This is a genomic window from Aliiroseovarius sp. Z3, from assembly GCF_029105185.1.
Taxonomy (GTDB): domain Bacteria; phylum Pseudomonadota; class Alphaproteobacteria; order Rhodobacterales; family Rhodobacteraceae; genus Aliiroseovarius.
Genome location: NZ_JAFMZK010000010.1, coordinates 92,184 through 118,305, shown reverse-complemented (window position 1 = coordinate 118,305; position 26,122 = coordinate 92,184). Strand labels below are relative to the sequence as shown.

Below are 26,122 nucleotides of genomic sequence, written 5' to 3'. Positions count from 1 at the left end.
AACGGAATACGCTATGACTTCGCCGCAAACCCTTCTGCGTGGCCGCACGCTCAGCTTCACCGCCGAGCCGATTGGCCCTGACGATACGCACGCCTATGAGTATCACGAGGATGGCGCGATCCTGATCGAGGATGGCAGGATCATCACGTCGGGCGACCATGCCACGGTCAGCGCACAGGCCACGGATGCGCAGGTCATCGACCACCGCCCCCACCTGCTCATGGCCGGGTTCATCGACACCCACATCCATTTCCCGCAGGTGCAAGTGATTGCGTCATGGGGCGCACAGCTTCTGGATTGGCTGAACACCTATACTTTCCCTGCCGAAACCGAGTTTGCCGATCCCGACCACAGCGCGGCGATGGCGGGCAAGTTCTTTGATCAGATCACTGCCCATGGCACCACCACGGCGGTGGCCTATTGCTCGGTCCACAAGACTTCGGCCCATGCGTTCTTTACCGAAGCGGCCCGCCGCAACATGTGCATGATCGGGGGTAAGGTGATGATGGACCGCAACGCCCCCGATGGGCTGCGCGACACGCCGCAATCCTCATATGACGACACCAAGGCATTGATCGACACATGGCACAGCAAGGGGCGCGGGCAGTATGCGATCACCCCGCGTTTTGCCATCACCTCGACTCCCGCGCAGATGGAAATGGCGCAAGCATTGGTGCAGGAACATCCCGAGTGTTACGTCCAGACCCACCTGTCCGAAAACCATGACGAGATTGCCTATACCGCCGAGCTTTACCCAAAGGCGCGCGACTATCTGGATGTGTATCAGTCCTACGGCCTGCTTGGCCCGAAGATGCTGCTGGGTCATTCGATCCACCTGAAACCGCGCGAGATCGACGCGCTGGTCGAAACCGGGGCACACCCAGTGTTCTGCCCGACCTCGAACCTGTTTTTGGGCAGTGGGCTGTTTGACGATGCAGGCTTGCGCGGGCGCGGGATCACCAATGCGATCGCCACCGATGTGGGTGCGGGCACCAGTTATTCGATGCTGCAAACCCTGAACGAAGGCTACAAGATTCTGCAGTTGCAAGGTCAATCCCTGCATCCGCTCCGCGCTTTCCACTGGATCACCCGTGGCAACGCCCTTGCACTGGGGCTTCAGGACAGGATCGGCACCCTTGCCCCTGGCTCAGATGCCGACATCGTGGTTCTGAATGCCGCGGCCACCGACGCTATGGCCCTGCGGATGGCCCGCGCCACCACCCTGTCGGAAGAGCTGTTCATATTGATGATGATGGGCGATGACCGGGCGGTGGAAGACGTTTACGTGGCAGGGGCACGACAAGAAATCGCCTGACATATCCGGTGCCGCACGCGATCACAGCATTCGGCGCCATCGTGCAGCGATGAGTATCAGAATAGGACCGATGGCAACCACGTTGCCAGCATTGGCAGCAGCCAGATCAATGCCATCCCCACTATCTGAAGGCCGATGAACGGCAATACGCCCGCGTAAATATGCTCGGTCGAAACCTCTTTCGGGGCAGCGCCGCGCAGATAGAACAGCGAAAAACCAAAAGGCGGTGTCAGGAACGAGGTTTGTAGGTTCACCGCGATCAACACGCCCAGCCAGATCGGGTCATGGCCCAGCAGGATCAGCGACGGCGTGATCAGGGGCAGAACAATGACCGAGATTTCGACGAAATCCAGAAAGAAGCCCAGCACGAAGATGACCACCATGCAGAAGACCAGCGCGCCGTTTGCGCCGCCCGGCATCTCGGCCAGAATGCCCGCCACGCGCTCTTCCCCGCCCAACCCGATGAAGACAAGACTGAAAAAGCCCGCCGCGATGATGGTGGCAAAGATCATCGCCGTCATCGTCATGGTCGAACCGACCGCCTCTTGCACCACACGTTTCTTCAAGGCGGCGCGCAGGGCCAGCAGCACCGACAGCCCACCGACCACCGCCAACCCGGCATAGAAAAGGCCAAGCGCATAAGCGCCAGAGGTCAGGTCGCTGCGTTGGAAGCGGACGGGGAAGGCCCCGGCCAATACTCCCAACGCAATCAGCGCAACCGTGCCCAACAGGATCACACGTGGGGCGGTGCCGGTGCGGTAGCCGGTCATGAGAAGCGCGCCGACGGCGCCGACCGATGCAGCCTCGGTCGGGGTGGCGACTCCGCCCAGAATGGCGCCCAGCACGGCCACGATCAGCAGGACGGGCGGGATCACCGCCCCCACAACCTCGCGCCAGTCCGGCTTGGCCATGTCCAGCGGGGCGGGCGGCATGTCTTGTGGGCGCACCCACCCGCGCACGACGATATAGATCAGGTAAAGGCAAACCAGAACCAGACCTGGGATCACGGCGGCGGCGAAGAATTGTCCAACGGACAGCGCCTCGACCGAGAACTTGCCCTGTTCATACTGCGCCTGTTGGAACGAGGTCGACATCACGTCCGCCAGAATGATCAAAAGCGTCGAAGGCGGAATAATCTGCCCCAACGTCCCCGCCGTGCAAACAATGCCCGAGGCCACCCGCGCGTCATAGCCTGCGCGCAGCATGGTGGGCAGGGCAATCATCCCCATCGCCACCACGGTCGCCCCGACAATCCCGGTCGAGGCCGCCAGCAACGTGCCAACCAGCACGACCGATATACCCAGACCCCCGCGCAGCTGTCCGAACAGACGGCCCATCGTGTCCAGAAGCCCCTCGGCGATGCGGCTTTTTTCCAAAAGCGCGCCCATCAGCACGAACAGCGGAATGGCGATCAGCACCGGGTTGGTCAGAACACCAAACACCCGCTGTCCCAACGCGCCCAGCAGCGTGATATCCATCTGCCCCAGCATCCAGCCCAGATAGGCAAAGATCACGGCGACGCCCGCAATGCTGAACGACACGGGAAACCCCAGAAGGATCGCACCCATCAGGGCGGCGAACATGATAAGGTCGAGATATTCGATCATCAGGTCTCTTTCACAGCCAGAAGGCGGATCAACAAGGCAAGGGATTGCAGCATCACGAGGATGCAGAAGGCCGGAATCAGGGATTTCAGCAAGAACACCGCCTCGATCCCGCCCACGGAGATCGGGCCTTCAAGGATTGCCCAGGAATTACGCACCGATGGCCACGACCAGTAAATCAGTGCGATCATCGACGGCATCAGCAGGAACAGATGACCGAAAATGTCGATCCGGCGCTGCGTTTCAGCGGATGCCTTGGCATAGAACACATCGACGCGCACATGCTTGTCGACCAGAAGCGTATAACCCGCCGCCAGCATGAACAGGGCGGCGTGCATATACAGAACGCTTTCCTGCACCGCGATTGAGTTCACACCGAAAGCGTAGCGCCCGACGACGATCCCGAACTGCACCAGCATCATCGCCAATGCCAGCCAGCGCACCACATAGGCCACGCCCCGGTTCACCTTGTCCAAGGCGTCTGCCAGTTGCTTCATCATCTGCTCCGGTTACAAGGTGCGACAGGGCCGCTGTTTTCACAGCGCCCCTGTCTGCAAGTTGTTAGTAACCCATCACGAGGTTACGCGCGTTCATCTGCCCGTTGTCAGCATAAACCATGTATTTGCCAACCGAGTCGCGATAAGCCACGAAGCTTTCGGTGATCCGTTTCACCAATTCGTCGTCGTCATTGCGCAGATCGTCGATCACCTCGCCAGCGGCTTTGCCCATGGCCACGATGACATCCTCGGGGAACATTTTCACCTGCACACCATGTTCGGCAACCATGGCCTGAAGCGCCAAGGCGTGCTTGGTGAAATACTCGCCCCAGACCTGATTATACAGGCTGTCACAGGCCGTTTTCACCACCAGTTTGAGATCGTCGGGCAGCTCGTTATAGACATCCGCGTTGACGCCGCATTCCTCGGCCGAGGACGGCTCGCCCACGCCGGGCCAATAGTAATTCTTGGCCACCTGGTAATAACCAAGCGCGCTGTCGGTCCACGGGCCGATGAACTCGCCCGCGTCCAGAGCCCCGGTTTGCAGGGCCTGGAACATGTCCGGGCCGCTCATCGCTTCGGCGGCCATGCCCATCTTTGCCGCCATTTCGGACGCAAGCCCGGTGGTGCGGAACTTCATGCCCTTCAGATCTTCTGCCGAGTTCACTTCGTTACGGAACCAACCGCCCCATTGCGGGCCAGAGTTGCCGCACAGGAAGGGTTTGATGCCGAAGCGGCCATACATCTCGTCATAAAGCTCTTGCCCGCCGCCATGCATCATCCAGCCGACTTGTTCATCCGCGCGCAGGCCGAAAGGTTGCGAGCCGAACAACAGGATACCTTTGGATTTCGAGCCCCAATAGGCGGGAACGGCGTGATACAGCTCGGCGGTGCCTTCGCTGACCGCGTCAAAGACGCCGCGACCGGGCACAAGTTCACCGGCGGGGAACAGTTTCACCTCGATCCGGCCACCGGACAGGGTGGTGATCCGGTCAGCCAACTGTTGTGCGGCCACGCCCGGCCCAGGCAGGTTCTTGGGCCACGCAGTGACCATCTTCCACTGGCGCTTGTCTTGCGCGATGGCGGGGGTTGCCAGTGCCGTTGCTGCTGTGCCGATGGCACCCGTGGTCAAAAATGTCCGTCTTTGCATGCGCCTCTCCTCCAGTCAGGCAGTTGCGACTTTGGGATGGTTGCGACCATCCTTCGGTCAAATCCGTGCATAAAGCTATTATGTAAATACATAATAGAGTCAATCGTTACAGCGCGAAAACCGGTTCAAGCAAGCAATCCTCGCGCAATGATTGTGCGCTGGATTTCGGACGACCCTTCATAGATGCGGAAAATCCTGAGATCGCGCAGATAACGCTCCAACGGGAAGTCACGGGTATAGCCATAACCGCCATGGATTTGCAGCGCCCGGTCGGCAATCCGCCACGCCGCTTCGCTGGCGTAAAGCTTGGCAAAGGCAGATTCGCTGGAATAGCGCACACCGGTGCCGCGCAGGGTTGCCGCCTGCATCGCCAAGGCGCGCGCCGCAGCCAGTTCGGTGGCGCTGTCGGCCAGCATCCATTGCAGCCCCTGAAAATCGGCGATCGCATGCCCGCTGACCTGCCGTTCCTTCGCGTATGAAATCGCGGCCTTCAGCGCGGCATCTGCAATGCCCGTTGCCTGCGCGGCGACCTCGATCCGGCCATTGTCCAGAACCTTCATCGCGGTGCGGAAGCCCGTGCCTTCGTCGCCCAGACGGTTTTCGTCTGGTACCCAGCAATCAAAGCTGATGCCGAACACATGCCCACCCCTCAGGCCCATGGTCTTTTCATGCGGCGCGACGGACACGCCGTCGATCTTCTTCGGTTCAACGATAAAGGCGCTGACACCGCGCGCACCGGCATCGGGGTCGGTCTTGGCATAAACGACCATGAAATCGGCCGCGCCCGCGTTCGAAATGAAGCATTTGGACCCCTTGATCCGATATCCGTCGCCCTCGCGCTTGGCCGTCGTGCGCATGTCGGCGGGGTTCGACCCGGCCTGCGGTTCGGTCAGGGCAAAGGCCCCCAGCGACGTGCCCGCCGCGGCACCCGGCAGAATGCGCGCCTGTAAATCGGTATCCGCACCCAGAAGCAGCGAATCCGTCGCCAGGAAATGCGCGGTCAACATGGAGGCGGTGGAGCCACAGGCACCCGCAATCGCCTCGACCGCCGCATATAGCGCGGGGCCGGACAGGCCGATGCCGCCGTGTTCTTCCGGCAGGTTCAGGCCTAAGAGGCCCAATTCGGCCATCGCGTCCAGATGGACGGTGGCGAACAGGGATTCCTCGTCGATCTGGGCCGCTTTCGGGGCCAGAACCTCGGTCGAGAAGCGCTCGATCTGCGCGACCAGCGCGCGTTCGTCATCGCTCATGGGATAGGTGGTCATGCGCCTTGCTCCTTGTTCGAACTGTTCAGAATGTCGCCTGCATCCGCGTTCAGGGCCGGGGCCGGTTTGCGCCCGCCGCGTGGGACTCCGTTGAAATGCACGGGCTGTTCGGGGACGTTCAACACGCCCAGATCGGGATGCGTGACCGTGGACGCCAAGCCGCGCTCCACAGCCTGAGATGAGGCCCAAGCCTCGGCCACCGATTGAATGGGGGAGGCCGGAATGCCCGCCGCAGACAGGTGGTCCACCACCTGATCCACCGGCAAAGCGCCCGCCCACCCGTCGATATATTCCGCCAAGGCAGGTTCATTTTCGCGGCGCAAAGGATCGCTGGCAAACCGTGCGTCCTGCACCAGATCAGGCTGTCCGATCACCGCGCAGAATGTCGCAAACAATCGGTCGTTCAGGACGGCCAGTGCGAAATGCCCGTCTGCGGCCGGATAGGTGCCAAAGGGCGCGGACAGCGGGTGGCGGTTGCCGGTGCGCACGGGGGCCTCGCCCCCCATCAAGGTGCGGCAGGCCAGAATGGGCATCATCGACAGCAGCCCGTCAAACAGCGCCACATCCACATGACGCCCCTGCCCGGTCTTGGTCCGTTCGAACAAGGCAACCATCGTACCCCATGCGGCAAACAGGCCGCCCGCCACGTCGCCCAACGCCTCGCCCACCATCGTGGGCGCGCCGTCGGGTTCGCCGGTTGCGTCCATCAGTCCGCTCATTGCCTGCACGATGATGTCATAGGCGGGTTGCTTCGTGTTCGGGCCGGTCTGCCCGAAGCCCGAAACAGACACGTAAACCAGATGGGGAAATTCCTTGCGTAGCGCATCGTAGCTCAGGCCCAATTTTGCCATCACGCCGGGACGGAAGTTTTCGATCAGCACGTCACACTCTGCCAACAATGCCTTCACCGTTGCAATCGCATCGGGTGATTTCAGGTCCAGCGCGATCGACCGTTTGCCCCGGTTGATCGCTTGGAACAACAGGCTTTCCCCGTCCTTGAAGGGGCCGATATGGCGATAATCGTCGCCATGGGCGGCCTCGACCTTGATCACATCCGCGCCCAGATCGGCCATCATCGCGGTGCAATAGGGGCCAGCCAGGACGCGGGTAAAATCAAGCACGCGCACCCCGCTGAGCGGTTGCGTGGATGGGGCGTTGGGGGGCTGAGTGGACATATGATCCTCCGGTTTTCACCGGTTGAGCATATCTGCGGTTATGATATTAAAGAAAATACACAATGCTGATAGATTAATTAATGAAAGCTATACCCATCAGCCTGCGGCAGATCGACTATGTCATCGCGGCCGCCGAAGCGGGCAGCACCGCCGCGGCGGCGCGGGTGTTGAATGTTTCACAGCCCTCGGTCTCGCTGGCGATTGCCAAGGTCGAAGATCACTTTGGCCGCCCGCTTTTCGTGCGCAGCGCCGGGCAGGGCATCACACCCACCGCGTTCGGGGCGCAAAAGCTGGGCGCGCTGAGAAGCCTTCGGGCGCAGGCGCAATCGGTGCTTGATCATACGGACAGCGGCGCCGAGAAGTTGTCACTTGGCGTCTTTTCGACCCTTGGGCCACGCTATGCGCCCGCCCTGATCAACGGGTTTCAGCGCACCACGCCCGAGGCACGGATCAGGCTGCACGAAGGCGATCTGGATCAACTGACGCGCTGGCTGGAAAACGGTCGGATTGACTTGGCGCTGATCTATGATTTTGGTCTACCCTCGTTGCTTGAGATCACGCCGCTGGCTGATGTCCGCCCTTATGGTCTGGTCGCGCGCGCGCACCCGCTGGCCGGACGCGGCACCGTCGCGATGGCCGAATTATTGACCGACCCGCTGATCCTGATGAACCTGCCGCACAGTCGCGATTATTTCCTGACGCTGGCCCAGATGAACGGTATCCGCCCTCGTATCGCGCATGAAACCGGCTCGGTCGAGATGCTGCGCGCTATGGTCGCCAATCACATTGGCGTCGGGCTTCTGGCCACTGACGTTGCGCAAGATACCGCCTGCGACGGAAAACCGGTCAAAAGGTTGGAGTTGTCGGACCCCTTGGTCCCCCACCGCATTGCGCTGGCCCGTGCGCCACACCCGCACATCGCGCCGCTGGTCGCCGCTTTTCAGGATTATGTGGTACGCGCATTTGACACCTGACACAGTATGTCTGGAGTTTTATGGCTTATGTCTATATCTATATCTTTCGAAGTCAATCCGCCGGGATTAACCCATACCGCAAGGTCGAAAGGCACAGTATGTCCATAACCTACCGCGAGGTGAAAGCCGACATCCTGCGTCAGATCACTCAAGGCGAACTTGCCCCCGGCAGCCCTATGCCGAACGAGGTTGATCTGGCCGCAAGCTATGGCTGTGCGCGGGCCACTGTCAATCGGGCAATGCGTGAACTGGCCGATGACGGCTTTATTGAACGACGTCGTAAGGCGGGCACACGGGTTCGTCAAAACCCGATCCGCCAAGTGCGGCTGAACATCCCCATTGTCGGGCAAGAGATCGCCGAGCTGGGTGCGGCTTATCGTTATACCTTGGTGGGGTGTCAGGCCGAACCCGCGCCTGATTGGCTGCGCGCGCGCATGGCGTTGAAGCGGGACGATCGGGTTTTGCACCTGATCTGCATGCATTACGCAGATGGCGCGCCCTATCAGCACGAAGATCGCTGGATCAACCTTGGCGCCCTGCCCGAAGCCGAAGATCACGATTTCACCGATACCGGACCCAATGAATGGCTGGTGTCGACCGTGCCATTCACCGATGCGCAGATCAGTTTTCATGCGGTTGCGGCGGACACCTCGCTTGCCGGGTATCTGGGCTGCGCGGAAGGCGACCCGCTGTTTCAGACCGAGCGCACAACATGGCTTGAAGGGCGCACGATCACCTTCGTGCAACTGACCTATCGCCGGGGTCACCGGGTGACGATGCAATACTAAGCCCCCATGCAAATGGCCCGCGCAGGCAAGCTGCACGGGCCGTTTTGGGTTGGGCAAACGCTTCGGGTCAGAGAATGGCAGGCAGGTTCAAACCGTTCTCGCGCGCGCAGTCCTTGGCGATCTCATAGCCCGCGTCGGCATGGCGCATGACGCCGGTGGCCGGGTCATTCCACAACACGCGCGCGATGCGGCGGTCTGCGTCCTCAGACCCGTCACAGCAAATCACCATGCCCGAGTGTTGGCTGAAGCCCATGCCGACCCCGCCGCCATGGTGCAGCGACACCCATGTCGCGCCCGACGCGGTGTTTAGAAGCGCGTTCAGAAGCGGCCAGTCGGACACGGCGTCCGAGCCGTCCATCATTGCCTCGGTTTCGCGGTTGGGCGATGCGACCGAGCCCGAGTCCAGATGGTCGCGGCCAATCACGATTGGCGCCTTCAGCTCGCCATTGCGGACCATTTCGTTGAAGGCTAGCCCCAGCTTGTGGCGCACGCCCAAACCGACCCAACAGATCCGCGCGGGCAGACCTTGGAACTCGATCCGTTCGCGGGCCATGTCCAGCCAGTTGTGCAGGTGGCTGTCCTCGGCCAGGATCTCCTTCACCTTGGCGTCGGTCTTGTAGATGTCTTCCGGGTCACCAGAAAGTGCAGCCCAACGGAACGGACCGATGCCACGGCAGAACAGCGGGCGGATATAGGCGGGTACGAAGCCGGGGAAATCAAACGCGTTCTCCAGCCCTTCTTCCAGCGCCATCTGGCGAATGTTGTTGCCGTAATCGACGGTCGGAATACCGGCGGCGTGGAAGTCGACCATCGCCTTGACCTGCACCTTCATCGACGCCCGCGCGGCTTTCTCGACCGCTTTCGGGTCGGTTTCACGCTTCTCGCGCCATTCGGCCATGGTCCAGCCCTGCGGCAGATAGCCGTTCACCGGGTCATGGGCGCTGGTCTGGTCGGTGACGATGTCAGGGCGGATGCCACGTTTCACCAGTTCGGGGAACACATCGGCAGCGTTGCCCAGCAGAGCGACCGACTTGGCTTCACCAGCAGCGGTCCAGCGGTCAATCATCGCAAGCGCCTCGTCCAGGCTGTCGGTCTTTTCGTCCACGTAACGGGTGCGCAGGCGGAAATCTATGCTGTCGGGGTTGCATTCAACCGCCAGGCAGCAGGCCCCGGCCATCACCGCCGCAAGGGGCTGGGCCCCGCCCATGCCGCCCAGACCGCCGGTCAGGATCCACTTGCCTTTCAGGTCGCCGTCATAATGCTGCCGCCCGGCTTCGACAAAGGTTTCATAAGTGCCCTGCACGATGCCCTGCGATCCGATATAGATCCACGAGCCAGCGGTCATCTGGCCATACATCGCCAGACCCTTCTTATCCAACTCGTTGAAATGATCCCACGTCGCCCAATGCGGCACGAGGTTCGAGTTCGCGATCAACACACGCGGCGCGTCCTTGTGGGTTTGAAAGACCCCCACTGGTTTGCCGGATTGCACCAGCAACGTCTGGTCATCCTCAAGATCGCGCAGGGACGCGACCATCTTGTCGAAATCATCCCATGTGCGGGCAGCACGCCCGATGCCGCCATAGACGACCAGCTCGTGCGGGTTTTCCGCCACGTCGGGATGCAGGTTGTTCATCAGCATCCGCATCGGGGCCTCGGTCAGCCAGCTTTTCGCGGTGATCTCGGTGCCGGTTGCGGGATAAACGTCACGGGTGTTCTTGCGCGGATCGCTCATGATGTTCCTTTCAGGTCAGGTGCCAAATTGGCAAGTGTTGTCAGAATGTTGGTCAAGTGCCCGCGCAGCCGCGCGGCCTTTGCATTGTCATAGGTCCAGGGCGCGGCCTCGTCCGTCAGATAGGCGCTTTGCGCCAGCTCCATCTGGATCGCGTGCAGCCCCTCGGCTGGGCGGCCATAATGGCGCGTGGTCCAGCCGCCCTTGAAGCGCCCGTTGGTGGTGGTGGAATAGCCCTCGGCCATCTGGCACAGGCTTTGCACGGCGGCCTCGATCTGCGGCGCACAGGTGGTGCCCAGATTGGTGCCGATGTTGAAATCCGGCAGGGTGCCGTCGAACAGGAACGGGATATGCGAGCGGATGGAATGGCAATCATACAGGATCGCGATGCCATGCCGGTCGCGCACCCTCATCAGCTCGGCCTCAAGTGCGGCATGATAGGGCGCGTGGAAGGCTTGGCGGCGCGCTTCGACCTCGTCTGCGGTAGGCGACACATCCCAGATGTCCTGCCCGTCGAAATCAGTCAGGGGCACCAGCCCGGTGGTGTTCTGACCGGGATAGAGCGACTGGCCTGACGGATCGCGGTTGGCGTCAATCACATAGCGGTGGAAGGTCGCGCGCACCGTGGTCGCGCCGGGCAGCACCCCGTCATAGAGCGTGTGGATATGCCAGTCGGTATCGTCCAGCCCCCGCCCCCGCGCGTTCAGCTTCGCCTGAATGTCGGCTGGAACATACGTTCCCGTATGGGGAAGGCCCAGCACGATGGGGCTGTCGCCTTGGTGAACCTCAACAGGGGTCATGGGCGCAGGTCCGGCATGTGGGTTCCGGTCGCCGCCACAATGGTATTCGACGCGATCAATGTCGCCGCGCGTTCAAGATCGGGCGCAAGATAGCGGTCGTCGCCAAGTGTCTGGACCTCATTGCGCACCGCCTTAATCACGGCGGTCAGCGGCGCACTTGTCGCCAACGGCGCGCGAAATTCCACCCCCTGCGCGGCACAGAGGAGTTCTACGCCCAGAATACGCTCCAGATTGGCCACCATCCGCGACAGGCGCACGGCCCCGTGGGCGGCCATGCTGACGTGGTCTTCCTGATTGGCCGAGGTGGGCGTTGAATCCGTCACGCAAGGGTTTGCCAGATGCTTGTTTTCGCTCATCAATGCGGCGGTGGTGACTTCGGCGATCATATATCCCGAGTTGAGGCCCGGATTTGGCGTCAGGAACGGCGGCAGATCGTGGCTCAGCACTGGGTCGACGATCAGGGCGATGCGCCGTTGGGCAATCGCGCCAATCTCGGCAATCGCCAGCGCGATCATATCGGCGGCGAAGCCCACGGGTTCGGCGTGGAAGTTGCCACCGGACACGATCAGCCCCGCCTCGCTTAACACCAGCGGATTGTCGGTGGCGGCGTTCGCCTCGACCTCCAACGTGCGGGCGGCCATGCGCAGCATGTCCATCGCCGCGCCTGTCACCTGTGGCTGACAGCGGATGCAATAGGGATCCTGCACGCGCGTATCGCCCTCGCGATGGCTTTCACGAATGACCGATCCATCCAGCAGCGCGCGCATGGTGGCCGCTGCTTCGATCTGACCCGCGTGACCGCGCAGGGCGTGAATTTCAGGTTGCAAGGGTGCGGTCGATCCCATGATCGCGTCGGTCGACAGGGCCGATGTGACCAGCGCCGAGCACATTGCGCGCCACGCGCCAAACAGCCCGATCAGGGCATAGGCGGTGGTGAATTGCGTGCCGTTGATCAGGGCCAACCCCTCTTTCGCGCTCAGCACGATGGGGGTCAGACCCGCACGGGCCAGCGCCTCGGCCCCGGGCAGAACCTCGCCTTCATATGTCGCCTGCGCCTCGCCGATCATAACCGCCGCCATATGTGCCAGTGGGGCCAGGTCGCCGGACGCGCCGACCGAGCCTTGCACCGGGATCACCGGTGTTACACCGCGTGCCAGCATCGCCTCCAACAGGTCGACCAGCTCCATCCGCACACCTGACGCGCCGCGCCCCAGCGACAGAAGTTTCAACGCCATCATCAGCCGCGCATGGGGTTCCGGAATCGCGTCACCCACGCCGCAGCAATGGGACAGGATCAGGTTGCGTTGCAGGGTGGCCGTGTCCGCCGGGTCGATCTTGACCGAGGCCAGTTTGCCGAACCCCGTGTTCACGCCATAGACCGCATCCGTTCCATTGGCGGCAGCGGCGATGCGGCCCTGTGCGGCGCGGATGCCGTCGTGGCAGGCCGGGTCCAACCGAACGGCAAGCCCGTCACGCCATACCTGTTCAAGCTGGGCCAATGTGGTGGCCCCGGGGGTCAGCGTCAGTGCGGTCATGTCAGATCTCCCGTGATGCGCAAATGAAGTGGATTGAAGCCGATGCGATAGGACAGCTCGGCCGGTTCGGCGATATCCCAGACCGCCAGATCGGCCAACTGCCCCGGCGCGATGGTGCCAAGGTCCGTCAACCCCAGCGCGGTGGCAGCGTGTTGCGTGACGCCGCGCAGTGCCTCTTCGGGTGTCATGCGAAACAGTGTGCAACCCATGTTCATCGTCAGCAGGATCGAGTTCAGCGGTGAGGTGCCGGGGTTCAGATCCGTTGCCAGCGCAACCGGCACACCATGCTTGCGCAGAAGATCAAGGGGGGGCTGTTGTGTTTCGCGCAGCGTATAAAATGCTCCGGGCAGGATCACGCCCACGGTGCCCGCATCGGCCATCGCGCGCACGCCGTCTTCGTCCAGGTATTCGATATGGTCGGCTGACAGGGCGCCATAACTTGCCGCCAGCTTCGCGCCTCCCAGGTTGGACAGCTGCTCGGCGTGCAGCTTGACCGGCAGGCCAAGTTCGCGGGCCACGTCAAAGACGCGCGCGATCTGGTCGGGCTGAAAGGCGATGCCTTCACAGAACCCGTCCACTGCGTCCACAAGCCCGTCGGTATGGGCGGCGCGCAGGGTGGGGATGCACAGCTCGTCAATATAGGCGTCATCGCGGCCTGCATATTCTTCGGGCGTGGCATGGGCACCAAGAAAGGTGGTCCTGACACGGATCGGTCGCTCATCGGCTATGGCGCGGGCAACACGCAGCATCCGCAATTCGGTCTCGGTATCCAGACCATAGCCGGACTTGATTTCGATGGTCGTCACGCCTTCGGCAATCAGCACGTCAACGCGGCGCAGCGCCGTTTGCAACAGTTCCTCTTCACTGGCGGCGCGGGTCGCCTTGACGGTGGACACGATGCCGCCGCCCGCGCGCGCCACCTCTTCATAGCTTGCCCCGTTCAGCCGCATCTCGAACTCGACCGCACGGTCGCCGCCATGCACGATATGGGTATGACAGTCGATCAGCCCCGGTGTCACGACACGCCCGCCCAGAGATCGCCGATCCAGCCCGGTGTATTCTGTCGGCATATCCGCCTGCGGACCAACCCAAGCGACCCGGCCATCCTGCACAGCGATAGCAGCATCACGGATCATCCCATAAGGCGCATCGTTATTCGCCATCGTAACGGCGTGCAGATCAGTCAAAAGCTGAGGCATAGCGGTCATAAGATCGGCCCTTTTCGCGAAGATTCGCCTTTTCTGGTATAATTTAATGTGTAATATGTCTATACATAAAGTGCAAATAGCAGGACCAAATCATGATCTACGCCCGTCAGGCCCTTCTCGCGTCCGGTTGGGCGCAGAATGTTCGTATCACTATCAAGCAGGGGCGCATTGATCAGATCGCACCCAACACGGATGCCCAGCCGGGGGACGCTCGCGTCGACACCCTGTTGCCCGCCATGGCCAACCTGCACTCGCACACGTTCCAGCGCGCGATGGCGGGCATGACCGAGATGCGCAAGGCCGGGCGCGACAGTTTCTGGACATGGCGCGAGCTGATGTATCGCTTCATGGACCGCCTGACCCCGGATCAGATCGAGGCGATTGCCGCATTGGTCTTTGTCGAGATGCAGGAAGCCGGATATGCCAGCGTGGGCGAGTTTCACTATGTTCACCACCAGCAGGGCGGCACGCCCTATGACACGCTGGCCGAATTGTCTCTGCGGGTGATGGCAGCCGCGGCGGAAACCGGCATCGGGTTAACCCACCTGCCGGTGCTTTATACCTATGGCGGGGCGAACCGGGTGCCGTTGACCGAAGGCCAGATGCGCTTTGGCAATGACGTCGATCGTTTCGCCGAGCTTGTGCTGGGTGCCCGCGCCGGGTTGGCCGATCTTCCCGATGACGCCCGCGTCGGCATCGCCCCCCATTCGCTGCGCGCCACATCCCCTGACGACCTGCTCCGCGCATTGGCGGATCATCAGGGCGGGCCGGTGCATATCCACATCGCGGAACAGCCGAAAGAAGTCGAAGATATCACCAACTGGCTCGGCGCCCGCCCGGTCGAGTGGCTTTTGGCCAACGCTCCTGTCGATAACGGCTGGTGCCTGATCCACGCGACCCATATGACCACAGAGGAAACCCGCGCGATGGCGACCTCGGGCGCGGTTGCGGGCCTGTGTCCCATTACCGAAGCCAACCTTGGTGACGGGCCCTTCAATGGCCCAACCTATCTTGAGGCTGGGGGCGTCTTCGGCATTGGGTCCGATTCCAACGTCAACATCTCGTTGACCGAGGAATTGCGCACCCTGGAATACTCCCAGCGTCTGCGCGATGTGGCCCGCAACGTCATGGTGGTTGGCGAAGGTTCGGTCGGAGCAACGCTTTACACAGGCGCCGCCCGTGGCGGTGCACAAGCGGTTGGTCGGGACGCGGGCGAGATTGCGCCGGGTCATCTTGCCGACCTTGTCGCCATTGACAGCACCGATCCGACCTTGTGCGCGCTGGCCCCCGACCAAATCCTTGACGGGCTGTGTTTCGCCGCCAAAGACAATGTCGTCACCGATCTCTGGTCTGCGGGGCGGCATAATGTAACCGGCGGACAGCACTTTGCACGCGACGCGGTCGTTGCCCGGTATCGCCGCGCGGTGGCAGATTTGCTTGCGTCGCTTTAACCTTTCAGGCGCAGGGTGATGGCCAATGCCACCCCATCCCGCGCCAGATCGAAACGCAGGGGTGCCTCGGTGCTGATCGCGGTATCCCCCACGGCCAAAGCCGTGCCATCCACTGATGCACTCCCCGCGATCAAATGTAGCACGCAGGTCTGACCCTCCTGCCCGATCTCATGCGCGCCAGCCTGACGCACAATCTGCGCGTCGCCCGCGCAACGCGCAGTGTCAAACATCAAGTTGAAATCGCGGATCGGCCCTTGGCTTAGCGTGGCTGTCACGGGGACGCCTCCGTCAAACCGCACGGGAGAGGCGAACCGGGCAGGCACATCTTCTTCTGGCCCGTGCAGGACCATTCCATCGCCTTTGATCACGGTCAGAACGCGGGTCAGGCCCGGAAAGCTGGAGAATGCGCCGTCCTCCTTCACATCCGCCATGCTCAGCCGCCACAACAGGCCTTGGGCGTCACGCGTTTCGGCAATGTTGCGCGTGATGCCGCCGCCATTCTTCCACGGTGTTTCCACCAGACCACGTCGCCGGATAATCTGCATATCTTTTCCCGTTTCCCAATTCAGCCTCTTTATGTCTGATCGCTCCTGACGATAGAACCGCATTATGATAGTTCGAACGCCCCCCTCTGCACTGCGCCTGTTTTTTATCGTGCAAGGCTCTGTCGTGCCGCGCATCCTTGGCAAGATTGTCTCGGTCCTGTTGCTGACTCTGTCGGTTGTCTTGGTGGATAAGTTTCTGGTCCCCCTTCCCCACATATCGCTTGCCGCGATGAGCGTGTTTGGTGTTGCACTGTCCTTGTTTCTGGGGTTTCGCAACAACGCAGCCTATGACCGCTGGTGGGAGGCCCGCAAGCTGTGGGGCAGCCTGATTGCCGACACCCGCAGCTTTGCGCGCCAACTTGAAATGTTTGCCGTGCCGTCAGAGGATAAATCCACGCTGCTAAACCTGATTGCTGCGTTCACGCATGCACATCGGGGCAGCCTGCGACCTTGCGACGCCCGGCACGACATCGCGGCGTGGGTCGGAGACGACAAAGCCAAATCGCTGCTGGCCCGTGCCAACCCTGCTGATGCTGCGCTCAGCGATGTTGCGCATCAACTGGCGGTCCTGCGGCGCAAGGGCACGCTGGACGGGTTTGCGCAAATGGCGATGTCGGAAACGCTGTCGCGGCTGTCCCTGTCGCAGGCCGGGTGCGAACGCATTCAGACCACGCCTCTGCCCTTCGTCTATTCGCTTCTGGTGCGGCGCACGACCTATCTGTATTGCGCATTGCTGCCCTTTGCACTTCTCGGGTCTGTCGACTGGTTCGCGCCCATCTTTGCCGTTGTCGTCGCCTATGTGTTCTTCGGCCTGCAAGCGGTGACGAACGAGCTGGAACACCCGTTCGAGCCCCGACCAAACGGTTTGCCGCTGGACGCGATGAGCCGCGTGATCGAACGCACCCTATGCGACGCACTGGGGCAAGACATTCCAGCGGCGATGCAACCCGAGAACCACCTTCTCAGTTGAAGCGATTTATCGCTCGACCTCATGCGTCCATGACTGATCGAACAGCGCCTCATCGCCCTCGTGCGCCAGAAGCCGCTGTGTGATCTTGAAGTGATCCTGCGTGCCGAGCATCGCGGTGTCGGCATGGGTGGACACCTGCCAGTCGCCCCGCCCGAAACTGCGCTGCCATTCGATCCGTGCATGGGCATCCGCCGGGTTGGCGGGGTCAATCGACCAGACCTCCCGAACTGTGCTTTCCGTTGTGATGCCGGTTTCAAGATCCTCGGTCCGGCCATGATCAGAAGCGATCGTCAGAGTGACCCGGCCCGTATCTGGATCGACCTGCCGTGTCTTTTCATCATGCCCCTTGCGCAGCAACCGGGTGCGTCGTGGCGGGGCCGAGACCGGGGGCGGAAAGGTCCATTCATCGCCGTCCAAGGGGGTGCGCAATGGCAGCCCGATTTGACCGCCGTCGATTGTCAGGGTCGCAGGATCAGGTTCGGGCCAGGAATACGGCCAGTAGCTGCCCGCAACCGCCAGTCGTAAACGATGCCCCTTTGGCAAATGATAGGCGGTTTCATCAAGCTCCAGCCTCGCCTCGACCGAGTGGCCGGGGATCAGGTCGCGTTTGCTTTCAAACCCATCCCGGTTGCGCAGATCCAATAGCCCCATTGTGATCAGCATCGAGGTTCCGTCTGGTCGCAGATCACACAGTCGCACCACCAGTTGCGCGCGCGGGCGGTCGGCGGACAGGTGCAGTCGTACCGTAGGACGCCCGACGATATCCGTCGCCTCGTCCAGCGCCGGGCCGTCAAAACAGGCGCTGCGGGCGTCGTCCGGTTGTTGATCGTCAGGCAGCTCTCCTGACCCGAAGCCAAAGGTAAAGAATTCTCCGCATTGCTCACCATGACGAAGGTCGGGGGCGACAGTTGCTGGTACATCGCCCGACAAGTACGCCCCCAATGCCATCTCCTGAACCTGCACATGGGCCGACGGCAGGGTTTGGTCGCATATCCAACGCCCGGCACGGTGGTTTGCTACTGGGTCCGGCTTTGCGCTGTCCATGACATAGGCGCGCCAAGCCGGGTCCCGTTCGGCGCCATTGTCGATCCCTTTCAACCAACGGTCCCACCATCTCAGCGCCTCTTGCAAATACCCGATCGAGGGGCCGATCTGCGAGATATGTGGGTATTTATGCCCCCAAGGTCCGGCCACGCCTTTCACTGCCGCGTCAAGGTTTTCGACCAGATGCCGCATGGTGTTGCGATATCCATCATGCAGTCCGCCAAAGGCCAGAACAGCCGCTTTGATCGTGCTGTAATCCTCGCAAATCGATCCGTGCTTCCAATAGGCATCGCGATCACGATGCTCGGTCCAGATGCGTGGCAGGGGCGGCGTGTTCTTCAACCGCTCAAGCCACATTGCCCGCCACTTGTCACCGACCTGTTCAGGATCGGGAGGCATCGAGAACCAGGACAGCACCGTTGCCGCCCAGCTGATATTGTCCGAATGCTGGATCCCGCCCTTGTAGTGCACATCATCGGCATAGCGATCAACGGTTGACCCAATGGTGATGACCGCCTTCAGCGCCTCGGGCGCGCGGGCGGCGACCTGCAAGCTGTTGAACCCACCCCATGAAATGCCCTGCATCCCGACCGCCCCGGTGCACCAGGGCTGGCGGGCGATCCAGGCAATCACATCTTCACCGTCCTGCAACTCCTGCTCGGAATACTCGTCGTCGAACAACCCTTCGCTTTCGCCACATCCCCGCCGGTCCACCCGCAGACAGGCATAGCCCCGCTCGGCAATCCATGGGTGCATTCCGGCATCCCGTTCAGCCGTGCCATCGGTTTTACGATAGGGCAAGTATTCAAGGATTGCCGGAACCGGGTTGTCCAAAGCGTCAACGGGCATCCACACCCGTGCTGACAAACGGGTTCCATCCGGCAGGGTGATCCCAAGATCGCGATTATGGGTCAGGTCGTGAAGATGTGGGTCGGTCATGATGCGGCCTTGCGTCAGAATAACCAACGGTCCCAAAAGCAACCTCCTGCGTCAATGCAAACCAAGCGTACACGCCATCAGCAGACCAAAAAATGGCCTGCCCAGATAACTGGACAGGCCTTGTGGGTAACGCCGTGGAACTGGTCAACCTTTGCAATCGTTTGATGGTTGGCGTAGCCACATTCGTTCTGCGCAGACCCGGCACCCAACTGGGAAAAAGGACAGGGTCTGGCAGATCGTTACATGGCGGGCAGAAGCACCTTGTCGATCACGTGGATCACGCCGTTCGATTGCTTCACATCCGCAATGGTCACGGTCGCCATGTTGCCCTGCTCGTCCTCGATCCAAATATCGTCACCATCATAGGTGGCTTGCAACGTGCAGCCGCCCACGGTGGGTACCGGGTGCTTGCCGCCGTCATCATCAATCATCCCGCGAATGGCTTCCGACATCGCGTCGGCCGAAACGACGTGACAGGTCAGAACCTTGGTCAGCATTTCCTTGTTCTCGGGCTTCAGAAGCGTTTCGACGGTGCCTTCGGGCAGCGCGTCAAAGGCCGCGTTGACGGGGGCAAACACGGTGAACGGACCGTCGCCTTGCAGCGTTTCGACAAGACCGGCCGCCTTGACAGCCGCCACCAGCGTCGTGTGGTCCGCTGAATTCACAGCATTTTCGACGATGTTCTTATCGGCGAACATGGCGGCACCCCCCACCATCGGGTTTTCATGCGAATGGCCGTCAGCAAAAGCGACTGATGCCACCAATACAAAAGCTGCGGCGGTATCCAGAACATTCAACTTGGTCATTTTTCGGTTCCTTTCCTGTTGAACCGGGTTTCTTACCCGGAGACATTAGGAACCACGAAAGACCATCGAAAAGAGTTTCAGAGTTCTTGAAAAAATTTCAAAAAAGTTGATAACTGCATATTTATCAAAGCATTGCGGTGCGGGTATTTTACAATACCTGCACCGGACCCGCCGCCAGCACCGCACCGGTGGGTTGACCGGTGGGTGAACCACCTTTGGGTTCATCACTGATCGCAAAGGTGGCGGCTGTCAGGCGTGCGCGCAATTCATCAGGCAGGGTAATCCGGGCGTCGTCCTCGTCTGGCATAACACCCAACGAGATCGGCGCATCGGCCCCTTGGGGGATCAACCACATTTCAAGATCGCGCCCACTGGCCGGTCCACCCGCCACCCGGCGCACTGTGAACTCTCCGCTATTCGCCGAGAACGCAGCGGTGACGATCAGCGACTGATCCTGCGCGCTGATCTCAGCGGTGTGGGTCGGAGCGGAGGTCTGAGGATCGGTGATCAGCGGCAGGATTGCCACAAGGGCCAACGCCAACACCGCCGCTACGCTGCCGCCCAGAAGCCAGCCGACCACGCCGCTGAGCGGTGAGGTCTTTTGCGCGGACCCGAAGACCCGCGCCTGGATCGCCGCCTTGACATGGGCGGGTGGGGCCACGCTGTCAAATTCGTCCGACAGGGCATGGAACTGGTGATCCCAGTCGCGTACCAGATCCCTCAGCCTGGCATCTTCCTGCATCCGCGTTTCAAATGCGCGCCGATCCTCGGCTGACAGCAGATGCAGGGCGTATTCCGCCGCAAGGACGTCATCGTCCCGGTCATATGTGTCTGCCGTGCTCATCGCGTTAAACACTCTCTTAGTTTCAGCAGGCTGCGTCGCAGCCAGGTTCGCATCGTATTCACCGGCACCGCGTATCGGCTGGCCAGCTCGTCATAGGTCTCTCCCAGCAAATAGGCACCACGCACCGCACCCGCCTTGGGATCATCCAACTCGTCCAGACATGTGTTGATGCGATCCCGTTCCGACGATGCCAGCGCGGCCTGCTCGGGCGTTGGACCTGCGTCAGCGATGTCCGGGCGCGCCGCAATATCCTCGGTTGGCGCCTTGCGGGTGCGCAGCCTGTCGATTGCCTGATTACGCGTCACCGTGATCAACCATGTCATCGGGCTGTACCCATTGGCTTTAAAGCGCTTTGCGTTTTGCCAGATGCGCACAAAGGCATCCTGTAACACTTCCTCTGCCTCAGCCCGATTATTCAAGACACGCAGGCAAACGCCAAAAAGTTTCGCCGATGTTGCATCATAAAGTGCATCAAAGGCCGCGCGGTCGCCCAGGCCGGTCCTGACAATCCAGTCTTCCAGTTCGTTCAGGTCAGCCATGAATGTCCCATAAGCGCGTCAAAAAGCATAGGCGGGCGAAGGTGCTCGCCGGGCGATCATGCGGCAGTTCGTGCGGGATTACAAAGCCTTCGTTGGGTTCGGTGGGATCTCGCTTGGGCGAATGGGCGGTTGATCAACTGTCCAGGGCCGCCAGCAGATCCCGGCGATTGTGAAGCACGCGCAAAATGGTCACACCCTGCTGATCTGCGATGTAAACGACCAGATGAGAGCCGGTTGGAAAGATGCGTACGGGCGGCGTGAATTCGGAGCGCAGCCGCGACATGTCTGGCTGGTCCGCGATCAGTTCAAACCCGTTGACCAACACGTCAAGATAGCGATCCGCCTGATCGTCTGACCATGTTCCCGCGCCGTAGCGCCATATTTCTGCAAGATCGTTCTGTGCCGCCGGGGTCAGTCGATAGGTCGCCCTAGTCGGCATCCTGGCGCATCCGGGCCTTGAACGCATCCGCATCAAACCGGGCTGGCGGGCCAGAGGCAAGAGCGGCATCAACCGCGGCCTGCACCTCGGATATCGCGACGGCTCGTTCCTGATCACGCCGGATCAGATCGCGGACATAATCGCTGGAATTGGCAAACCGGCCAGAGCGGGATTGAGATTCAACCCAGCTTTTCATCTGTTCGGGCAGGGATATGTTCATCGTGGACATGGTTGGCCTCCTGCTTCAAATGTATGGCAAACTTTGCCATAATTCAAGATGACGGACACGCGGAACGCGACTCTGACGTGTCGTCGATCGTCAGAAGTCCAACCCCAGATCCACCGTGCGCGCCGAATGGGTCAGCGCCCCGGACGAGATATAGTCGACGCCCGTCGCCGCGATCGAGGCGATGCGGTCCAGCGTCACATTCCCGCTGGCCTCTGTTTTCAGGGCGCCATCCACCATGTCCACGGCCTGCCGCAGCAGATCATTGTCCATATTGTCGAGCAGCACGACCGACGCGCCGCCGACTTCAAGCACCTCGGCCAATTGGTCCAGCCGGTCAACCTCGATCTCGACCGCCATCATATGGCTTGCATGGGCTTTGGTGGCTTCAAGCACCTGACGGACGCCGCCCGCCGCCGCAATGTGGTTGTCCTTGATCAGGATTGCATCGGACAGGGAATAGCGGTGGTTGAACCCGCCGCCATGCAGCACGGCCAGCTTCTCGACCAGACGCAATCCCGGCGTGGTCTTACGCGTACAAGTCACGCGGGCTTCGGTGCCGCGTGTCTCGGCCACGAACCCGGCGGTCTTGGTGGCCATCCCGGTCAGACGACCCGCGAAGTTCAGCGCCACACGCTCGCCTGACAAGATCGACGCCGCCGAACCCTTGATCGTCATCAACGTGTCGCCCTTTTTGCAGGGCTGCCCATCCGCGATATGGGTGATGACCTCCAGCGTGGGGTCCACCAGTCGGAAGGCAATCGCGGCCACCTGCATTCCCGATACGACCGCATCTTCGCGCGCATTTAGCCGGGCATCATAGGTGGTACCTGACGGGATCACGGCGCGCGTGGTGACATCCCCATAGCTGCCCAGATCCTCCATCAACGCACCGCGGATCATCGGCTCCAGAACAAGATCGGGAAGGGTGGAATAACTCATGACAGTTCCTTGCAAACCTGTGCCCGCACGGCGAGCGCGTCGGTCAGATACATTTCGGACCGCTGGCCCGGCCCATCGGCAGGCTCAGGGAAATCCGATCGCTCATGTGCCCCACGGCTTTCTTCGCGCAGCAAAGCCCCTGCCGCGATCAAGGTCGCGGTGGCGCACATATTCAGAAAGGACGGGCTGTCGCCATGGGCGACCTCAAGCGCGGCGATGGTGGCCAGGGCGCGGGTCAGCCCGGCACGATCCCGCACCACACCCACATTCTGGGTCATGGTCTGACGCAGCGATTGCACAGCCTCGGGTGCAGGCGGCATGCCGCCGTCGGGAAAGGTGAGCTCCAGTGGCACGGCTTCGGCCACGTGGTTCAGGGTCTGCGCCATCCCCTCGGCGCAGATGCGGGCATAGACCAAGGCTTCCAGCAATCCGTTCGACGCCAGCCGGTTCGCCCCATGCAAACCGGTGGACGAGGCTTCACCACAGACCCACAGGCCGTCCAGCGTGGCACGCCCCTGCGTATCCGTCGCTATGCCGCCCATATGGTAATGTGCCGCCGGGGCAATCGGGATCGGATCAACCGCCGGATCAATTCCGTTGCGCACACAATACTCGGCGACGGCGGGGAACTGCGTCTTGATTGCTTCGCCCAACACGTCGCGCGTGTCCAGCATCGGGCGATTGTCTGCCTTGACCTGGGCATAGATCGCACGGGCCACGATGTCGCGTGGCGCCAACTCGGCGTCCGGGTGGATGGCCTGCATGAAACGTTCGCCATGCTTGTTGATCAGGATCGCCCCTTCGCCGCGCAGGGCCTCGGTCGCCAGCGGTGCGGGGTCTTCGCCCACATCCATCGCGGTGGGGTGGAATTGCACGAACTCGGCATCGGCAATCAAGGCACCGGCGCGGGCGGCCATACCGATCACCTGCCCCCGAATACGCGGCGGATTGGTGGTCAAGGCATAAAGCCCGCCAGAGCCGCCGCCGGCCAGCAACACCGCAGCCCCGCGCAACAGGACCGGGCCGGATCGTTCACCACCGGCTTCCTGAATGACCACACCGGTCACCCGCCCATCCGTCACTTCAAGGTCGCGCGCCATGGTGCCTTCCAGCACCTGAATGGACGGGGTGTTGCGCACCTGCGCGATCAGCGCGGCCATGATCTCGGCCCCCGCCTGATCACCCTTCACGCGCACCACCCGTGCAAAACTGTGCGCCGCTTCGCGCGACAGGACATAGCCGCCATCCTCGGTCCGGTCGAACGGCGTGCCCATCGTGGTCAGGTCAAGGATGTAATCGCGCGCCTCGCGCGTCACCAGATCCGCCACAGCCGGGTTCACGGTGCCGGCACCTGCCTTCACCGTGTCGGCGGCATGGCTGTCCGGGCTGTCCGCCGCATCCATCGCAGCCGCGACGCCACCCTGTGCCCAGGCCGAACTGGCCCCTTCGCCCAGCACCTCGGGCGAGATCATCACCACCGGGTGCGGCGCCAGTTTCAGCGCCGCATACAGCGCCCCCAATCCGGCCCCGACGATAATGACGCGATCGGTGGCAAGGGTCTGCATCGCAGGATCACAGCCCCAGCTTGCGCGACATATCAATCATCGCCTGCACCGCATGGCGGGCCTTCTCGGCCACGACCGGGTCCACTTCGACCTGCCCTTCCATCGTGTGCAGGGAATACAGGATCTTCTCAAGCGTGATCTTCTTCATATAGGGGCACATATTGCAGGGGCCGACGAACTCGACCTCGGGCAATTCATCCGCGATGTTCGACGCCATCGAACATTCGGTGATCAGCATCGCCTTTTCGGGCTTCGTCTCGGTGACGTATTTCAGAATGCCACTTGTGGACCCCGAGAAATCCGCCTCGGCCACCACGTCGGGGGTGCATTCGGGATGCGCGATCAGCTTGGTGCCGGGGTTCCATTCGCGGAAATTACGCAGATCCTGCGCGGTGTATTGTTCATGCACGATGCAGGAACCGGGCCAGTAAACCACGGTCTTGTGGCTTTCATTGGCCACGTTCTGCGCCAGATACTGATCCGGCGTCATGATCACTGTCTCGGCCTCCAGCGCGTTCACGATCTGAACAGCGTTGGAGGACGTGCAACAGATATCGGATGCTGCTTTCACCTCGGCCGTGGTGTTTACATAAGACACGACTGGCGCACCGGGATACTTGGCACGCATTTCGTCGATCCCCTCGGCGGTGATGCTTTCGGCCAGCGAACATCCGGCTTCCATATCCGGCATCAGCACGGTTTTTCCAGGGCTGAGGATCTTTGACGTTTCCGCCATGAAATGCACACCGGCCTGCACGATTACATCGGCCTCGACATCGCTGGCCTTCATTGCCAGTTGCAGGCTGTCGCCGACGAAATCCGACACGCCGTGGAAAATCTCGGGCGTCATGTAGTTGTGGCCAAGGATCACCGCGTTGCGTTCTTTTTTCAGCGCGTTGATCGCTTTGATATACGGGGCAAAGGTCGCAAAATCCGGAGGGGTTACCACCCGGTCCATGCGGGCATAGATATCCTGCATTCCGTCAGCAAGCTCAGCCGAGGGGGCAAGGTCGTAATGTTCGGACAGAACAGTGCGAACATGGGTAAGATCCAACACGGGCGGGCCTCCAAATTAACTGGCTAAGTGGCTAGCACACTGGGCATGGCACGAAAAGCCCATCGCGTGACAGCGTTGGTGGCGGGCGCTAAACACCGCCCGATTTTGTTAACACCAGAAACGTCATCATCCCAAGCGGCGGCAACGTCTTGCGTTCTTCGACCTCGAGCACGGGTTCCTGCAACACGGTTTCGATATGGAAATCGGAATGCCACCCGATCGTGTTTGCAAACGGTGCGGACAGACGCTCCAACAATGCCAAGATGCCTTGAGTGCGCACGAAATGGTTGGTGATGACCACCTTGCCGCCCGGTTTCAAAACGCGCGCGATTTCGGACATGACGCGTTCGGGTTCCGGCACCACGGACAACACATGCATGGCGGCGATCGTGTCAAAGCTGTGATCTGGGAAATCCAGCGCACGGGCATCCATCTGCCGCAGCGCCACAACGTGCTTCAGGTCACGTTCGCGCACTTTCGCCTGTGCCTTGGCCAACATCTGCTCACTGAAATCAATTCCGGTTACATTTAGATCAGGGTCGTAATGTTCCAGAGACAGGCCGGTGCCGACGCCGACCTCCAACACCGATCCGGCACGGCTGTTGATGTAACTGACCGCCCGGCGCCTGCCGGAATGCGTCACCGCGCCGAAGGTCTTGTCATAGATCGGTGCCCAGCGGGCATACGAGGTCTGAACCGCTTCGATATCCAT

Annotated in this window: 25 protein-coding genes; 5 read left to right on the top strand and 20 right to left on the bottom strand. The window is 61.3% G+C overall.

Annotated elements, in window-relative coordinates:
• Window positions 1–13 precede the first annotated feature (13 nt).
• A complete protein-coding gene (gene guaD / locus J3R80_RS16140; protein WP_275394830.1) occupies window positions 14–1,315 on the top strand; it encodes a guanine deaminase in 1,302 nt (433 codons plus the stop codon).
• A gap of 56 nt (window positions 1,316–1,371) precedes the next feature.
• On the opposite strand, the gene J3R80_RS16135 is transcribed toward guaD, so the two are convergent.
• From J3R80_RS16135 to J3R80_RS16115, 5 genes are all read right to left on the bottom strand, one after another.
• Complete coding sequence (locus J3R80_RS16135) at window positions 1,372–2,922, bottom strand: TRAP transporter large permease subunit (RefSeq protein WP_275394829.1); 1,551 nt, start codon at window positions 2,920–2,922, stop codon at window positions 1,372–1,374.
• Entirely contained in the window at window positions 2,922–3,416 is a 495-nt protein-coding gene (locus J3R80_RS16130) for a TRAP transporter small permease subunit (RefSeq protein WP_275394828.1), read from the bottom strand. The genes J3R80_RS16135 and J3R80_RS16130 overlap by 1 nt, the downstream gene beginning before the upstream one ends.
• Before the next feature lie 64 nt (window positions 3,417–3,480).
• Window positions 3,481–4,566, bottom strand: coding sequence for a TRAP transporter substrate-binding protein (locus tag J3R80_RS16125; RefSeq protein ID WP_275394827.1), 1,086 nt, complete (start codon window positions 4,564–4,566; stop codon window positions 3,481–3,483).
• 125 nt (window positions 4,567–4,691) lie between these two features.
• Entirely contained in the window at window positions 4,692–5,831 is a 1,140-nt protein-coding gene (locus J3R80_RS16120) for an acyl-CoA dehydrogenase family protein (protein ID WP_275394826.1), read from the bottom strand.
• Window positions 5,828–7,006 (bottom strand): CoA transferase, encoded by a 1,179-nt coding sequence (locus J3R80_RS16115; protein WP_275394825.1) that lies wholly within the window; start codon window positions 7,004–7,006, stop codon window positions 5,828–5,830. Before J3R80_RS16115 ends, J3R80_RS16120 begins: the two co-directional genes overlap by 4 nt.
• Window positions 7,007–7,086: 80 nt before the next feature.
• On the opposite strand from J3R80_RS16115, the gene J3R80_RS16110 reads away from it, so the two are divergent.
• Window positions 7,087–7,980, top strand: coding sequence for a LysR family transcriptional regulator (locus J3R80_RS16110; RefSeq protein WP_275394824.1), 894 nt, complete (start codon window positions 7,087–7,089; stop codon window positions 7,978–7,980).
• A gap of 98 nt (window positions 7,981–8,078) precedes the next feature.
• Window positions 8,079–8,768 (top strand): GntR family transcriptional regulator, encoded by a 690-nt coding sequence (locus tag J3R80_RS16105; protein ID WP_275394823.1) that lies wholly within the window; start codon window positions 8,079–8,081, stop codon window positions 8,766–8,768.
• Window positions 8,769–8,835: 67 nt separating this feature from the next.
• On the opposite strand, the gene hutU is transcribed toward J3R80_RS16105, so the two are convergent.
• From hutU to hutI, 4 genes are read right to left on the bottom strand one after another with little or no spacing between them, the layout of a single operon-like run.
• Complete coding sequence (gene hutU, locus J3R80_RS16100; RefSeq protein ID WP_275394822.1) at window positions 8,836–10,503, bottom strand: urocanate hydratase; 1,668 nt, start codon at window positions 10,501–10,503, stop codon at window positions 8,836–8,838.
• Window positions 10,500–11,300, bottom strand: coding sequence for an N-formylglutamate deformylase (gene hutG / locus J3R80_RS16095; protein ID WP_275394821.1), 801 nt, complete (start codon window positions 11,298–11,300; stop codon window positions 10,500–10,502). Before hutG ends, hutU begins: the two co-directional genes overlap by 4 nt.
• Window positions 11,297–12,835 (bottom strand): histidine ammonia-lyase, encoded by a 1,539-nt coding sequence (hutH, locus tag J3R80_RS16090; RefSeq protein WP_275394820.1) that lies wholly within the window; start codon window positions 12,833–12,835, stop codon window positions 11,297–11,299. The genes hutG and hutH overlap by 4 nt, the downstream gene beginning before the upstream one ends.
• On the bottom strand, window positions 12,832–14,043 hold the full coding sequence (gene hutI, locus J3R80_RS16085) for an imidazolonepropionase (protein ID WP_275394819.1): 1,212 nt from the start codon (window positions 14,041–14,043) through the stop codon (window positions 12,832–12,834). Before hutI ends, hutH begins: the two co-directional genes overlap by 4 nt.
• Before the next feature lie 92 nt (window positions 14,044–14,135).
• Between hutI and J3R80_RS16080 the strand changes: the two genes are divergently transcribed.
• Window positions 14,136–15,494, top strand: a complete 1,359-nt coding sequence (locus tag J3R80_RS16080) for a formimidoylglutamate deiminase (RefSeq protein WP_275394818.1) — start codon at window positions 14,136–14,138, stop codon at window positions 15,492–15,494.
• Here J3R80_RS16080 and J3R80_RS16075 read toward each other — a convergent pair.
• The gene (locus J3R80_RS16075; protein WP_275394817.1) at window positions 15,491–16,039 is read right to left on the bottom strand and encodes a HutD family protein; all 549 of its coding nucleotides are present in this window, start codon (window positions 16,037–16,039) and stop codon (window positions 15,491–15,493) included. The genes J3R80_RS16080 and J3R80_RS16075 overlap by 4 nt on opposite strands.
• A 64-nt stretch (window positions 16,040–16,103) precedes the next feature.
• On the opposite strand from J3R80_RS16075, the gene J3R80_RS16070 reads away from it, so the two are divergent.
• The gene (locus J3R80_RS16070) at window positions 16,104–17,009 is read left to right on the top strand and encodes a bestrophin family ion channel (protein ID WP_275394816.1); all 906 of its coding nucleotides are present in this window, start codon (window positions 16,104–16,106) and stop codon (window positions 17,007–17,009) included.
• Window positions 17,010–17,015: 6 nt separating this feature from the next.
• On the opposite strand, the gene J3R80_RS16065 is transcribed toward J3R80_RS16070, so the two are convergent.
• The 10 genes from J3R80_RS16065 to J3R80_RS16020 all read right to left on the bottom strand — a co-directional run bounded on the left by J3R80_RS16065 (window position 17,016) and on the right by J3R80_RS16020 (window position 26,122).
• Entirely contained in the window at window positions 17,016–18,992 is a 1,977-nt protein-coding gene (locus J3R80_RS16065) for a CocE/NonD family hydrolase (RefSeq protein WP_275394815.1), read from the bottom strand.
• A 239-nt stretch (window positions 18,993–19,231) separates the two neighbouring features.
• Complete coding sequence (locus J3R80_RS16060) at window positions 19,232–19,798, bottom strand: fasciclin domain-containing protein (RefSeq protein ID WP_275394814.1); 567 nt, start codon at window positions 19,796–19,798, stop codon at window positions 19,232–19,234.
• Between the two features lie 148 nt (window positions 19,799–19,946).
• Complete coding sequence (locus J3R80_RS16055) at window positions 19,947–20,642, bottom strand: anti-sigma factor (protein WP_275394813.1); 696 nt, start codon at window positions 20,640–20,642, stop codon at window positions 19,947–19,949.
• Window positions 20,639–21,181 (bottom strand): sigma-70 family RNA polymerase sigma factor, encoded by a 543-nt coding sequence (locus J3R80_RS16050; protein ID WP_275394812.1) that lies wholly within the window; start codon window positions 21,179–21,181, stop codon window positions 20,639–20,641. The genes J3R80_RS16055 and J3R80_RS16050 overlap by 4 nt, the downstream gene beginning before the upstream one ends.
• Before the next feature lie 133 nt (window positions 21,182–21,314).
• Complete coding sequence (locus tag J3R80_RS16045; RefSeq protein ID WP_275394811.1) at window positions 21,315–21,620, bottom strand: type II toxin-antitoxin system RelE/ParE family toxin; 306 nt, start codon at window positions 21,618–21,620, stop codon at window positions 21,315–21,317.
• Window positions 21,610–21,849: a type II toxin-antitoxin system ParD family antitoxin gene (locus J3R80_RS16040; RefSeq protein WP_275394810.1), complete on the bottom strand. Its 240-nt coding sequence runs from the start codon at window positions 21,847–21,849 to the stop codon at window positions 21,610–21,612. The genes J3R80_RS16045 and J3R80_RS16040 overlap by 11 nt, the downstream gene beginning before the upstream one ends.
• A gap of 90 nt (window positions 21,850–21,939) precedes the next feature.
• Entirely contained in the window at window positions 21,940–22,788 is an 849-nt protein-coding gene (gene nadC, locus J3R80_RS16035; protein WP_275394809.1) for a carboxylating nicotinate-nucleotide diphosphorylase, read from the bottom strand.
• Window positions 22,785–24,353, bottom strand: coding sequence for an L-aspartate oxidase (locus J3R80_RS16030; RefSeq protein WP_275394808.1), 1,569 nt, complete (start codon window positions 24,351–24,353; stop codon window positions 22,785–22,787). Before J3R80_RS16030 ends, nadC begins: the two co-directional genes overlap by 4 nt.
• A gap of 7 nt (window positions 24,354–24,360) precedes the next feature.
• Window positions 24,361–25,410, bottom strand: a complete 1,050-nt coding sequence (gene nadA, locus J3R80_RS16025) for a quinolinate synthase NadA (protein WP_275394807.1) — start codon at window positions 25,408–25,410, stop codon at window positions 24,361–24,363.
• A gap of 88 nt (window positions 25,411–25,498) precedes the next feature.
• On the bottom strand, window positions 25,499–26,122 hold the full coding sequence (locus J3R80_RS16020; RefSeq protein WP_275394806.1) for a class I SAM-dependent methyltransferase: 624 nt from the start codon (window positions 26,120–26,122) through the stop codon (window positions 25,499–25,501).

Coding starts and splice junctions, on each gene's coding strand:
- J3R80_RS16020 (WP_275394806.1), bottom strand. CDS start 26,122: ATGGATATCGAAGCGGTTCAGACCTCGTATGCCCGCTGGGCACCGATC.
- J3R80_RS16110 (WP_275394824.1), top strand. CDS start 7,087: ATGAAAGCTATACCCATCAGCCTGCGGCAGATCGACTATGTCATCGCG.
- guaD (WP_275394830.1), top strand. CDS start 14: ATGACTTCGCCGCAAACCCTTCTGCGTGGCCGCACGCTCAGCTTCACC.
- J3R80_RS16060 (WP_275394814.1), bottom strand. CDS start 19,798: ATGACCAAGTTGAATGTTCTGGATACCGCCGCAGCTTTTGTATTGGTG.
- J3R80_RS16130 (WP_275394828.1), bottom strand. CDS start 3,416: ATGAAGCAACTGGCAGACGCCTTGGACAAGGTGAACCGGGGCGTGGCC.
- hutH (WP_275394820.1), bottom strand. CDS start 12,835: ATGACCGCACTGACGCTGACCCCCGGGGCCACCACATTGGCCCAGCTT.
- J3R80_RS16070 (WP_275394816.1), top strand. CDS start 16,104: ATGATAGTTCGAACGCCCCCCTCTGCACTGCGCCTGTTTTTTATCGTG.
- J3R80_RS16040 (WP_275394810.1), bottom strand. CDS start 21,849: ATGTCCACGATGAACATATCCCTGCCCGAACAGATGAAAAGCTGGGTT.
- J3R80_RS16120 (WP_275394826.1), bottom strand. CDS start 5,831: ATGACCACCTATCCCATGAGCGATGACGAACGCGCGCTGGTCGCGCAG.
- J3R80_RS16075 (WP_275394817.1), bottom strand. CDS start 16,039: ATGCAGATTATCCGGCGACGTGGTCTGGTGGAAACACCGTGGAAGAAT.
- J3R80_RS16135 (WP_275394829.1), bottom strand. CDS start 2,922: ATGATCGAATATCTCGACCTTATCATGTTCGCCGCCCTGATGGGTGCG.
- J3R80_RS16055 (WP_275394813.1), bottom strand. CDS start 20,642: ATGAGCACGGCAGACACATATGACCGGGACGATGACGTCCTTGCGGCG.
- J3R80_RS16045 (WP_275394811.1), bottom strand. CDS start 21,620: ATGCCGACTAGGGCGACCTATCGACTGACCCCGGCGGCACAGAACGAT.
- J3R80_RS16125 (WP_275394827.1), bottom strand. CDS start 4,566: ATGCAAAGACGGACATTTTTGACCACGGGTGCCATCGGCACAGCAGCA.
- J3R80_RS16065 (WP_275394815.1), bottom strand. CDS start 18,992: ATGACCGACCCACATCTTCACGACCTGACCCATAATCGCGATCTTGGG.
- J3R80_RS16115 (WP_275394825.1), bottom strand. CDS start 7,006: ATGTCCACTCAGCCCCCCAACGCCCCATCCACGCAACCGCTCAGCGGG.
- hutI (WP_275394819.1), bottom strand. CDS start 14,043: ATGACCGCTATGCCTCAGCTTTTGACTGATCTGCACGCCGTTACGATG.
- J3R80_RS16050 (WP_275394812.1), bottom strand. CDS start 21,181: ATGGCTGACCTGAACGAACTGGAAGACTGGATTGTCAGGACCGGCCTG.
- J3R80_RS16105 (WP_275394823.1), top strand. CDS start 8,079: ATGTCCATAACCTACCGCGAGGTGAAAGCCGACATCCTGCGTCAGATC.
- hutG (WP_275394821.1), bottom strand. CDS start 11,300: ATGACCCCTGTTGAGGTTCACCAAGGCGACAGCCCCATCGTGCTGGGC.
- J3R80_RS16080 (WP_275394818.1), top strand. CDS start 14,136: ATGATCTACGCCCGTCAGGCCCTTCTCGCGTCCGGTTGGGCGCAGAAT.
- nadC (WP_275394809.1), bottom strand. CDS start 22,788: ATGAGTTATTCCACCCTTCCCGATCTTGTTCTGGAGCCGATGATCCGC.
- J3R80_RS16030 (WP_275394808.1), bottom strand. CDS start 24,353: ATGCAGACCCTTGCCACCGATCGCGTCATTATCGTCGGGGCCGGATTG.
- hutU (WP_275394822.1), bottom strand. CDS start 10,503: ATGAGCGATCCGCGCAAGAACACCCGTGACGTTTATCCCGCAACCGGC.